Raw genomic sequence first — 11,536 nt, forward strand, 5'->3', positions numbered from 1 at the left:
ATAAGACAAGCTGCGCCGCAGCCCGCATTCGCGCATCTCTTTGATTATTGTCAAAGCACGGTGACAATACAGTGGTTATTGTCGACAACATACAATCGCTCCGAGCGAGCCGTCATCAAGAACACCATCCGGGAGGGTTTCCATGTCCGCAGTGCAGCAGTCCATCGCATGGTTTGAAACGCTGGGACGCCACGACGTGCCGCGCGTCGGCGGCAAGAACGCCTCGCTCGGTGAAATGGTGCAAGCCCTGGCCGCGGGCGGCATACGCGTGCCCCCGGGTTTTGCCACCACTGCGGACGCCTATTGGAATTATGTCACGGCAAACAACCTCAAGGAACGCATGACGTCCTTCCTCGCCGAATGGGAGTCCGGCAAGGCGACGCTCGCCGAGACCGGCTTGGCAATCCGCAATATCTTCCTCAAGGGCGATTGGCCGGCCGAGATCGAGGTAGCGATCCGTGAGGCCTATCGCACGTTGTCGAAACGGGCCGGCGTGGACGAAGTCGAGGTCGCCGTGCGCTCCAGCGCCACCGCCGAGGATCTTCCGGATGCCAGCTTTGCCGGCCAGCAGGAAACCTTCCTCAACATCAAGGGCGAGACGGCGCTGATCGACGCCTGCCGTCGCTGCTATGCCTCGCTCTTTACCGACCGCGCGATCAGCTATCGCAGGACCAAGGGCTTCGACCACATGAAGGTGGCGCTGTCGATCGGTGTGCAGCAGATGGTGCGCTCCGACATCGGCGGATCGGGCGTGATGTTCTCGATCGACACCGAGACCGGCTTCGACAAGGTCGTGCTGATCAATGCCGCCTGGGGCCTGGGCGAGAACGTCGTGCAGGGCACGGTGGACCCGGACGAGTATCAGGTGTTCAAGCCGCTGCTCGACGACATGGCATTGTCGCCTATCATCGAGAAGAAGAAGGGCGCCAAGTCCATCAAGATGATCTATGCGGTCGGCGACAAGCCGACCCGCAATGTGCCGACCTCCAAGGCCGAGCGGGCCGCTTGGGTACTGAGCGATCCGGAGATCGTCGAACTCGCCCGCTGGGCGGCGACCATCGAACGGCACTACGGCTGCCCGATGGACATGGAATGGGCTCGAGACGGCGATACCGGCGACATGTACATCGTGCAGGCCCGCCCGGAAACGGTTCAGGCGCGGCGTGACGTCGGCATTTTCAAATCCTACACGATCCAAAACAAGGGCAAGGTCCTGACCAAGGGCCTGTCGATCGGCGACGCCATCGCCAGCGGACAGGTTTGCCTGATCGAAACCGCCAAGGACATCGACAAGTTCGTCGAGGGCTCGATTCTCGTCACCCAGACCACCGACCCGGACTGGGTGCCGATCATGAAACGCGCCGCGGCCATCGTCACCGACCATGGCGGACGCACTTCGCATGCTGCGATCGTCAGCCGCGAACTCGGCCTGCCGGCCGTCGTCGGCACCGGCAATGCGACGGAGATCCTGCATACGGGTCAGGACGTGACGATTTCCTGCGCCGAGGGCGACGAAGGCTTCATCTACGAGGGCATCGCCGAATTCTCGGTCGAGGAACTCGACGTCAACGACCTGCCGGAAACCAACACCAAGGTCATGCTGAACCTCGCCAATCCCGGCTCGGCCTTCCGCTGGTGGCGCCTGCCGGCCGACGGCATCGGTCTCGCCCGCATGGAGTTCGTCGTATCCAACGCCATCCGAGTCCATCCGATGGCGCTCGTGCATTTCGACAGGCTGAAGGACGAGGCGGCAAAGGCCGAGATCGCCACCCTGACCGCTGGCTACAACAACAAGCCCGACTACTTCGTCGACAAGCTGGCCCGTGGCCTCGGCCGCCTTGCCGCCGCAGTCTATCCGAAGCCGGTCATCATCCGCATGAGCGACTTCAAGACCAATGAATATGCCGGCCTCGTCGGCGGGGCGGAATTCGAGCCGGAGGAAGAAAACCCGATGATCGGTTTTCGCGGCGCCTCTCGCTATTACTCGCCGCGCTACCGTGAAGGCTTCGCGCTCGAATGCCAGGCGATCAAGCGGCTGCGCGACGAAATGGGCTTCACCAATGTCGTCGTCATGATCCCCTTCTGCCGCTCGGTCGGTGAGGCCGACAAGGTGCTCTCCGTCATGGCGGAGAACGGCCTGAAGCGCGGCGAAAACGGCCTCCAGGTCTATGTGATGTGCGAGATCCCCTCGAACGTCATCCTGGCCGCCAAGTTCGCCGACCGTTTCGACGGCTTCTCGATCGGCTCGAACGACCTCACCCAGCTCACACTGGGCGTCGACCGCGATTCCGGGGAACTGGCCGACCTGTTCGATGAGCAGGATGAGGCGGTCAAATGGATGATCGAAAAGGTGATATCCGAGGCCAACAAGGCGGGCGCCAAGATCGGCCTTTGCGGCCAGGCGCCAAGCGACCATCCGGAATTCGCCGAGTTCCTGGTCGACTGCGGCATCGACTCGATGTCGGTGAGCCCCGACAGTTTCATCGCCGTGAAACAAATCGTCTCGGCGGCGGAGAAGGCCAAGGCTGGCCGGGGCTGATCGCCCGGAGGCAAGGTGCCGTACGGTGCGGGCGAATCTCCCGCACCGATTGATTAGAGTCAATTCGACCTGTTGATATCGTTGTATCGTGATATTGTTCGCATGCCCGCAGAACGCGCATATTCGTGAGCGGGTTTCTACGCAGAACCAAGTAGCCTTTTCCAAAGCCATTCGGCAATCGGACCCTTGCGTCCGCAATAATCGGGAGGATGCCATGCGTAAATTGAAATCCATTTTGACTGCCACCGCCGTCTCTCTCTTCATGCTTCCCGCAGCCGGCCATGCCGGCGGCACCGTGGAGGTCCTGCACTGGTGGACCTCGGGTGGCGAGGCGAAAGCCGTCGGGACCTTGAAGGAAGCCTTCGAAAAGCAGGGCGGCACTTGGGAAGACTCGCCGATCGCCGGCGGCGGCGGTGATGCGGCCATGACCGCCCTTCGCGCCCGCGTGATGGCCGGCAACCCGCCGGCAGCCGTGCAGCTGAAAGGTCCCGGCATCCAGGAATGGGCCGACCAGGGTGGTCTCGCCGATGTCGAGGATGTGGCCAAGGCCGAGAAATGGGACGATGTCCTGCCGCCGTCCATGGCCGAAATCATGAAATACCAGGGCAAGTATGTCGCCGCCCCGGTCAATGTTCACCGCATCGACTGGATGTGGGTGAACCCCGCCGTCTTGGCCAAGGTCGGCGCCGAAGTGCCGAAGACCTGGGACGAGTTCAACGCCGTTGCCGACAAGCTCAAGGCCGCCGGCATCACGCCGCTCGCCCATGGCGGCCAACCCTGGCAGGATGCGACGGTCTTCGAAACCATCGTCCTTTCCGAAGGCGCGGATTTCTATCGCAAGGCGCTGATCGAGCTGGACGAAGAGGCCCTGACCGGCGAAACCATGGTCAAGGTCTTCGACCAGCTCCGCAAGCTGCGGGGCTATGTCGATCCGGGCTTCTCCGGCCGCGACTGGAACCTCGCGACCGCCATGGTGATGAACGGCGAAGCCGGCTTCCAGATCATGGGCGACTGGGCCAAGGGCGAGTTCCTCGCCGCCGGCAAGGAGCCGGGCAAGGATTTCATCTGCGCCCCGACTCCTGGCAACGGCTTCAGCTTCAACACCGACAGCTTCGCCTTCTTCAAGGTTTCGGGCGACGATCGCATCGAGGGCCAGAAGGTGTTGGCGAGCCTGATCATGTCGCCCGAGTTCCAGGAAACCTTCAACCTGGCCAAGGGTTCCATTCCGGCCCGCACCGACATCAAGCTGGACAAGTTCGACAGCTGCGCCCTCAAGTCCTTCGAAGACATGACGGCGGCAGTGAAGAACAACACCTTCGTTCCGTCCATGGCCCATGAAATGGCGGTTCCCCGCACGGTACGCGGCGAATTCCTCGACGTCGTCACCAACTTCTTCAATTCGGACATGAGCTCGGCCGATGCGGCCAAGGCCATGGGCGAAGCGGTGAAGCGCGCCCAGTAAGACTTAACTGCGATCGATCCCCACCGGGGTCCGGCCTTGCCGAACTCCGGTGGTTCCCGTTGATGCGGCGCAGACCGCAAGGGGGAATGAAGACCATGCCGGGAGGATCCGCGAAATGACTGACAGAAGCCGACGGGTCGCCTTCGATCGATTTTTCGAGCGATGGCTGCCGCAGATCGTCGTGTCGCCGATGTTTGCCGCAAGCCTGCTGTTCGTCTACGGCTTCATCGCCTGGACGGTCTATATCTCCTTCACCAAGTCCGGCGTGATGCCGAATTACACGCTGATCGGCCTTGGCCAATACGAGCGGTTGTGGACGACTCCGCGCTGGTTCGTGGCGATCGAGAACCTTTTCATCTTCACAAGTCTGTTCATGATCTGCTGCATGCTGATCGGCCTGTTCCTGGCGATCCTGCTCGACCAGCGGATTCGCGCCGAAGGCATGATCCGCACCATCTATCTCTACCCCATGGCACTGTCGTTCATCGTCACCGGCACGGCGTGGAAATGGATCCTCAACCCGACACTCGGCGTCGAGAAGATCATCCAGGGCTGGGGTTTTCCCAATTTCAATTTCGACTGGCTCGTCGATCCGAACATGGCGATCTACACCATCGTGATTGCCGGCGTCTGGCAATCCTCCGGCTATGTCATGGCGCTGTTCCTCGCCGGCCTGCGCTCGGTCGACGACGAGATCATCAAGGCGGCGGCGATCGATGGTGCGGGGCCGTTCCGGACCTACTGGAGCATCATCCTGCCGATCGTTCGGCCGGTCTTCTTCTCCGCCTTCGTCGTTCTCGCGCATCTTGCCATCAAGAGCTTCGACCTGGTCATGGCGCTGACCGGCGGCGGACCGGGCTATGCCACCGACATGCCGGCGACGTTCATGTATTCCTTCGCCTTCCAGCGCAGCGAACTCGGCACGGCGGCCGCAAGCGCGGTGATGATGCTGGTCACGGTCACCGCGATCTTCATTCCCTATCTCTATTCGGAACTGAGGAGGCCGGCGAAATGAGCAAGACGGCTACCTCCGGCATCGTCCGGCCCAGGGGTCTCAGGAACACGTTGCTGCGGCTCTTGCTGTTCGCCATCCTCGGCCTCTTCTGCCTCTACTATCTCATGCCGCTCTTCGTGATGATTTCGACCTCTCTGAAGTCGCTCGAGGAAATCCGCACGTCCTCGCTCATCAGTCTGCCGAAGGATGTGACCTTCGCCGCCTGGGAAAAGGCCTGGAGCGCGGCCTGCGTCGGCGTGCGCTGCACCGGCCTGCAGCCCTATTTCATGAACTCGATCCTGATGGTGATCCCGGCGGTCACCATCTCCACCCTGCTCGGCGCGCTCAATGGCTATGCCCTGACCAAGTGGAAGTTCCCCGGCGCGGACATCATCTTCGCCCTGATGCTGTTCGGCTCCTTCATCCCCTTCCAGGTCGTGCTGCTGCCCATGGCCCGCATGCTCGGCTATTTCGGTCTCGCCGGCAGCGTCTACGGCCTGATCCTGGTCCACACCGTCTACGGCCTTTCCTTCACCACGCTGTTCTTTCGCAACTTCTTCGTCAGCGTGTCGGACGGCATCGTCCATGCGGCGAAGATCGACGGTGCCGGCTTCTTCCGCATCTTCTTCACGCTGCTCTTGCCCATGTCGCTGCCGACCATTGTCGTCGCCGTCATCTGGCAGTTCACCCAGATCTGGAACGACTTCCTGTTCGGCGTCGCCTTCACGGTCGGCGACAGCAATCCGGTGACCGTGGCGCTCAACAACATCGTCGCGTCGAGTACCGGCGTGAAGGAATACAATGTCGACATGGCGGCCGCGATCATCGCCGCCCTGCCGACGCTCCTCGTCTACATCGTGGCGGGGAAATACTTTGTGCGCGGTCTGGCCGCAGGCGCCGTGAAAGGGTGATGAGATGGCGAAAGTAGAACTGCGGGACGTCTGGAAGAAGTTCGGCAATGTCGAGGTCATCAAGGGGGTCAGCATCGACCTCGATGACGGCGAGTTCGTCGTGCTTGTCGGACCTTCGGGCTGTGGCAAGTCGACCCTGCTCAACTTGATCGCCGGGCTCGAGACCCTGACCAGCGGCGAGATTCGCATCGGCGACACGCTGGTGAACGACGTGCCGCCGAAGGACCGGAACATCGCCATGGTTTTCCAGTCCTACGCGCTCTATCCGACCAAGACCGTTGAGGAGAACATCACCTTCGGCATGCAGACCCGTGGCGTCGATCGCGCAGTGCAGGACAAGGCGCTCGCCGACGTCTCCCAGCTCCTGCACATCGAGCAGCTGCTGGACCGCAAACCCGGGCAGTTGTCCGGCGGCCAGCGCCAGCGCGTCGCCATGGGCCGCGCCCTCGTGCGCAATCCGGACGTCTTCCTGTTCGATGAGCCGCTTTCCAACCTCGACGCCAAGCTGCGCATCGAAATGCGCACGGAAGTGAAGAAACTGCATCTGCGCCTCGGCAAGACCATCGTCTACGTCACCCACGACCAGATCGAGGCGATGACGCTCGCCTCTCGCATTGCCGTGATGGACAACGGCCATGTCCGCCAGTTCGGCACGCCCGAGGAGATCTATGAAAACCCCGTCGACCTCTTCGTCGCCGGCTTCATGGGCTCGCCGTCGATGAACATCGTCAAGGGTAAGGTGGTCAACGAGGATGGCTATGCCATCACCGTCACCGACGAAGAGGGAACGATCCGCTTTCCGCTCGGGCCGGAACAGGCGGCAAAGGTCAAGGGGCTGGAGGGCGAGGAGATCCATCTCGGTCTTCGCCCCGAGACGATCACCCATGTCGGCGCCCACGGCGCGCCGCAATCCGACCTTTTCGTCTTCGAACGCGCGGTCGACGTGGTCGAGCCGACTGGACCGGACACGATGCTGGTCTTCACGCTCGGCGGCATGGAGGCGATCGCGCGGGTCAGGCCCGAAGAGCGCGTCAAGCCGGGCGAGACGTTCCGCTTCGAGGTCAACATGGGCAAGGCCAAACTGTTCGACGGAAAGACCGGCATGCGGCTATGAGGCATCGACCAAGCGGCCGGGCGAAGCTCAGCCCTTGTTCGCCTCATAGAGCGCCAGCACGTCCGCACGACGGCAGAGTTCCGTTCCCGATGTCATGACGGCCGCAGCACCGGCCGCCAGGCCGAAGCGGAAAGCCTCGCCGATCTCGTGACCCTCGGCCAGTGACCAGGTCATCGCGGCGACGAAGCTATCGCCTGCGCCGACCGCCGACTGAACCGGCACCTCGATCGCCGGCACGCGCTGGATCGTTTCGGCTCCAACGAGGATCGCACCGTCGCCACCGAGCGTGACAGCGATATAGTCTGCAGCCCCGCTGCGCACGACGGCCTGCGCGGCGGAACCCGCATTGTCGTGATCGATCTCCTGCCCGACAAAGCTCGCCAGTTCGCCGAGGCTCGGCTTGACGAGGAAGACTTTCGACTTCGACAGCGTCTCATGCAGAGCCTCGCCGGACGTGTCGAGGATCAGGCGGGCTTTCTTGGCCGCCGCGATTGCGGCCATGCGTGCATAGGTGCCGTCACCGACACCGCGCGGCAGGCTGCCGCTGGCGACGATATAATCCGCATCCGTGTTTTCCAGAAGGTCGAAGACCGGCGCCAGTTCCGCCTCGGTGACCTGCGGCCCCTCGGGCACGAAGCGATATTCGAGATTTGTGGAGAGCTCGCGCACATTGTAGGCTACCCGGACCGGGTCGTGAATTGGAAACGCATGCTGGCGGATGCCCAATGGCTTCAACATGGCTTCCAGCAGGGTTCCCGTGGCACCGCCGGAAAGATAAAGCAGTTCACAATTGCCGCCGAGCTCGACGATGACGCGCGCCACATTGATGCCGCCGCCGCCGGCATGCTGGCGCTGGTTATGGGTGCGGGTCTTGTGAGTGTGACGCACCTTGTCAGCGTCACTGGAAATATCGATGGCGGGATTGAGCGCGATGGAGAGAATTTTCGACATGCCCGAGCCTAGCGTCCCTTCATGACAGATCCAAGAAATTGTTTGCACCCCCCAACGGAAGGCTGAGCCATAGCGCCGGTCCCTTGGACAGGGCAAGACGGGGCCCCATGACCGGTCCGCTCGGGAAGACTTGACACAGTGTCTCGTTTAAACGGTTGTCTTTGCCAAGCCGCACATTACCTTTGCGGAAAATCGTTGCGGGCGCTCTGATAGACCCGGGCGCAGAACACAGGAAGATATATGTATACCGGTATCGTTCAGGCGGTTGCTCCCGTCGTCAACATAACCCGTCATGACGGTTACACCGAATTCCACATCGCGTTTCCCGAACGCCTTGTCGAAGGCTTGCAGATCGGCGGCAGCGTCTCGGTCGAGGGCGTGTGCCTGTCGGCGACGTCGATCGACGGGACGACCGTGACCTTCGATGCCATGGATGCGACCCTGGAACGCACCAATCTGGGCGATCTGACCATCGGCGACAGCGTCAACATCGAACGCTCGGCCAAGCCTACGGATGAAAACGGTGGCCACGCGATCGCCGGCCACATTGCCACCACAGCCACACTTGTCGCGGCCAAAAGCGAGATGCCGGGCGCCTTCATTCGTTTCGCCGTGCCGCAGGACTGGGCCAAATATATTTTCCCCCGCGGTTTTCTCGCCGTCAACGGCGCCAGCCTCACGGTTGCGGAAGCCGAGGGCGACGTCTTTCAGATCAATCTCATTCCGGAAACGCTGCGGCAGACGACATTTCCGCGCTACAAGCCGGGAGACAGGTTGAACATCGAGGTCGATCACCAGACGATGGTCATGGTCGATGTCGTCGAGCGCACGCTGACGCGGCTCCTCGACAAGCGCCCGTGAGGCTCCCCGGCCAGTGCCTTCAATGGCTCGGGCGCAGAGATATCCAGGGGCGGTCGCTGATCAAGGAGACAAGCACCTTGAAGTAGTCGGCGGGCTTCTGCGCGCAAAGGCCGGCCGGAATGCCCTTCGCGGCGATTTCGGCAAGCGGCGAGCCCGATACGATGCGAAAGGGAATGCTCCTCTTGCGCAACTCGTCGACGATCGGCGTGACCGCACCGTCGCGCACCTGAAAGTCAAGGATGGCCGCCGAAATATGCTCGTTCTCGAGAATATCCAGCGCATCGTGCACCGTCTCCGCCGTCACGACGTTGACACCGGCGCGCGAAACGCTGTCCGCGGCATCCATGGAAATAAACACGTCGTCTTCGACGATGAGGATTGTATCAGTCTGAATAGCATTCTTGAGCGGCATGGCTTTACTCCTTTGACCGCACAACGCATGCAACTCGAAGTTTGTTTCAGTTTTGAACAAAACTGGAAAAACTTGGTAAACAAAGTCTTTCTTTCGACCAACCCACACGGATCGTCTTAACCGGCGCGCTTCATCTTCGCGCGGCATATCGTCGACTGCCGATGGAACCTGTCGACCATCCAGGCGTTCTTCTCCGGATTGCCAAGATGGAGAACTGCCATGCAGATCATTGATACACAGATTCACGAAGACATGGGCGGCGTGCCCGGCTTTACCGTCGAATTCGTCGGTGACGGTGGCGAAGTCGTCTCGGTGCGGATGAAACAGGGCCAGAGCGGCGAACTGAGCCGTGACAACGCACTTGAAAAGGCGCGTGCCCTGCTGGTGCAGGTCGGCTCCTTCGACGGAAACACGGCAAAGGGCCATGAACGCGCGCCGTCGCAGGACGGCGACGAAACGGTGTCCGACGCCGTGCTCAGCGCCCGTCGCGCTCAGGACGAATCGGAACTGGAATCGCAGGTCGACGAAGGCCTGATCGATACCTTCCCCGCCAGCGACCCGGTTTCGGCGACCTATTCCTCGACCGCCGGCGCCAATCGCCATTAAGGCGCGCCTCGACGAATGACGAAAGGACGTGTCGGCACCGCCGACGCGTCCTCTACCGTTTCAAGGCGACAGCCATGCGTCCCCCTGCAGGAACCCGCCCATGCCGGAACTCGATCCCTATTTCGCCACGCAGACCACCTTGCCACTCTCGGTAATCGTCATGAGGCTGCTGATCGCCATGGTCTGTGGCGCAGCGATCGGCTTCGAACGCGAGCGCAAGAATACGGCCGCGGGGCTTCGCACCCATATCCTGGTCTGCCTTTCCAGCGCCATCGTCGCCATCCTCACCATCGAGATCGCCCATCATTCCGCGTTCCAGGGCCAGTCGGCCCGCGTCGATCCGCTTCGCCTGATCGAGGCCATCACCGCTGGCGTCGCGTTCCTGGCAGCCGGCATGATCGTATTCTCCAAGGGAGAGGTTCGCGGCCTCACGACCGGTGCCGGCCTATGGTTTTCCGGCGCGATCGGTCTTTCCGCAGGCCTCGGCTTCTGGCATGTCAGCCTGGTTGCCACAGCCATGGCCCTCATCGTGCTCTGGCTTCTTCAGGGGCTCGGCGCGCTCATTGCGCCGAACGACGCCGACTAACGCTAAAGTAGAAAGCCGAAGTTCGGGCACTCTTCGACGGTCGTCAGGCTTGGCGTTTTCAGCGCAACAGACTCTGGCCACCGTCGATCCAGACCGGCGTACCGGTGATATGCCGCGCGCGGTCGGAGACGAGGAACGCAATGACCTCGGCCACGTCAGCAGCCTCCCCCGGTTTTCCCCCCGTCAGCGGAATATCGCCCTCCGGAAAATGAACGGGAACCTCGGTATCCTCGCGACTGCGGATCTGGGTGTTGTCATCAATCGACGTGGAAATGGCACCGGGACAGACCGCGTTGATCCGGATGTGGTCATCCCCGAGTTCCAGCGCCAATTGTTGCACCATGGCGAGTTGGGCCGCCTTTGTGGCGGAATAGGCCGTCGCCCCCGGCGACGTGAAGGTCCGGGTCCCATTGATCGACGACACGACGACGATCGACCCACCACCCGTTTTCTTGAGCTTCGGCACCGCATGGTGCAGCGTGAGGTAAGTGCCGCGCAGATTGACCGAAATCGTCTGGTCGAATTCTTCCGGTCTCAGTTCATCGATGGGTGCCCAGGTGCCATTGATGCCGGCATTGGCAACGACCATGTCCAGACGCCCCGCGGCCGACCACAGGCCTTCGACGGCATCACGCATCGCTGTCTCATCGCTGATGTCGGCGACAAGAACTCGCCCCTCGCCGCCCGCCGTCTGGATGGCGAGCAGGACCTCCTGCAATTCGTCCTCGGTTCGGCCCAGAAGGCCGACGAAGGCGCCGCGCGCGGCAAACATCATTGCCGAAGCCTTGCCGATGCCCGAACCGGCGCCTGTCACCAGCGCCACCTTGCCGTGAAACTCCATCTCGTCCCCCTGGTTCTGATCGCCGTCTATCTGCCGGAAACGTGTTCCGGCTTGCCCTTGCGTTTGATGGAAGCGAGCTCTTCGAGTTCGTCTTCGGTCATGGACTTGGCCATGTCCCTTGAGGCCCCCTTCAGCTCACTCTTTTTCGTTTCGCCTCGCTGGGCAGAAAGCGCCGCGCCCGCGGCCTTTTGCTGCGCCTTGGATTTTGCCGGCATGTCGATCTCCTCTTTGCCACGCGCGTGCTGCGCGACCACCCGAT

The 11,536-nt window shown here is 61.9% G+C and carries 12 protein-coding genes; 8 read left to right on the plus strand and 4 right to left on the minus strand.

Annotated elements, in window-relative coordinates; genetic code table 11:
* Positions 1 to 142 precede the first annotated feature (142 nt).
* From ppsA to DYZ14_RS02605, 5 genes are all read left to right on the plus strand, one after another.
* On the plus strand, positions 143 to 2,539 hold the full coding sequence (ppsA, locus tag DYZ14_RS02585) for a phosphoenolpyruvate synthase (RefSeq protein WP_154719204.1): 2,397 nt from the start codon (positions 143 to 145) through the stop codon (positions 2,537 to 2,539).
* Positions 2,540 to 2,762: 223 nt separating this feature from the next.
* A complete protein-coding gene (locus DYZ14_RS02590; protein ID WP_210209273.1) occupies positions 2,763 to 4,001 on the plus strand; it encodes an ABC transporter substrate-binding protein in 1,239 nt (412 codons plus the stop codon).
* A gap of 115 nt (positions 4,002 to 4,116) precedes the next feature.
* Positions 4,117 to 5,016: a carbohydrate ABC transporter permease gene (locus DYZ14_RS02595; protein ID WP_154719206.1), complete on the plus strand. Its 900-nt coding sequence runs from the start codon at positions 4,117 to 4,119 to the stop codon at positions 5,014 to 5,016.
* Entirely contained in the window at positions 5,013 to 5,906 is an 894-nt protein-coding gene (locus DYZ14_RS02600; protein WP_154719207.1) for a carbohydrate ABC transporter permease, read from the plus strand. Before DYZ14_RS02595 ends, DYZ14_RS02600 begins: the two co-directional genes overlap by 4 nt.
* Before the next feature lie 4 nt (positions 5,907 to 5,910).
* The gene (locus tag DYZ14_RS02605; protein ID WP_154719208.1) at positions 5,911 to 7,020 is read left to right on the plus strand and encodes an ABC transporter ATP-binding protein; all 1,110 of its coding nucleotides are present in this window, start codon (positions 5,911 to 5,913) and stop codon (positions 7,018 to 7,020) included.
* Positions 7,021 to 7,047: 27 nt separating this feature from the next.
* Here DYZ14_RS02605 and DYZ14_RS02610 read toward each other — a convergent pair whose 3' ends face one another.
* Positions 7,048 to 7,971 carry a 1-phosphofructokinase family hexose kinase gene (locus tag DYZ14_RS02610; RefSeq protein WP_154719209.1) on the minus strand — a complete coding sequence of 308 codons (924 nt, stop codon included), beginning with the start codon at positions 7,969 to 7,971 and terminating at the stop codon, positions 7,048 to 7,050.
* A gap of 240 nt (positions 7,972 to 8,211) precedes the next feature.
* On the opposite strand from DYZ14_RS02610, the gene DYZ14_RS02615 reads away from it, so the two are divergent.
* On the plus strand, positions 8,212 to 8,832 hold the full coding sequence (locus tag DYZ14_RS02615) for a riboflavin synthase subunit alpha (protein WP_154719210.1): 621 nt from the start codon (positions 8,212 to 8,214) through the stop codon (positions 8,830 to 8,832).
* Between the two features lie 19 nt (positions 8,833 to 8,851).
* Here the strand turns inward: DYZ14_RS02615 and DYZ14_RS02620 are convergent, their stop codons facing one another.
* Entirely contained in the window at positions 8,852 to 9,391 is a 540-nt protein-coding gene (locus DYZ14_RS02620; RefSeq protein WP_232365410.1) for a response regulator, read from the minus strand.
* Positions 9,392 to 9,463: 72 nt separating this feature from the next.
* Here DYZ14_RS02620 and DYZ14_RS02625 point away from each other — a divergent pair, with 72 nt between their 5' ends.
* Positions 9,464 to 9,850 carry a hypothetical protein gene (locus tag DYZ14_RS02625; RefSeq protein WP_154719211.1) on the plus strand — a complete coding sequence of 129 codons (387 nt, stop codon included), beginning with the start codon at positions 9,464 to 9,466 and terminating at the stop codon, positions 9,848 to 9,850.
* 100 nt (positions 9,851 to 9,950) lie between these two features.
* Positions 9,951 to 10,436, plus strand: coding sequence for an MgtC/SapB family protein (locus DYZ14_RS02630; RefSeq protein WP_154719212.1), 486 nt, complete (start codon positions 9,951 to 9,953; stop codon positions 10,434 to 10,436).
* Positions 10,437 to 10,494: 58 nt separating this feature from the next.
* Here the strand turns inward: DYZ14_RS02630 and DYZ14_RS02635 are convergent, their stop codons facing one another.
* Both DYZ14_RS02635 and DYZ14_RS02640 read right to left on the minus strand, forming a co-directional pair.
* Positions 10,495 to 11,277, minus strand: a complete 783-nt coding sequence (locus tag DYZ14_RS02635; protein ID WP_154719213.1) for an SDR family oxidoreductase — start codon at positions 11,275 to 11,277, stop codon at positions 10,495 to 10,497.
* Positions 11,278 to 11,303: 26 nt separating this feature from the next.
* Complete coding sequence (locus DYZ14_RS02640; protein ID WP_154719411.1) at positions 11,304 to 11,492, minus strand: DUF3008 family protein; 189 nt, start codon at positions 11,490 to 11,492, stop codon at positions 11,304 to 11,306.
* Positions 11,493 to 11,536: the final 44 nt, after the last annotated feature.

It is taken from the genome of Ciceribacter sp. T2.26MG-112.2 (assembly GCF_900492205.1).
Classification (GTDB): Bacteria; Pseudomonadota; Alphaproteobacteria; order Rhizobiales; family Rhizobiaceae; genus Allorhizobium; species Allorhizobium naphthalenivorans_A.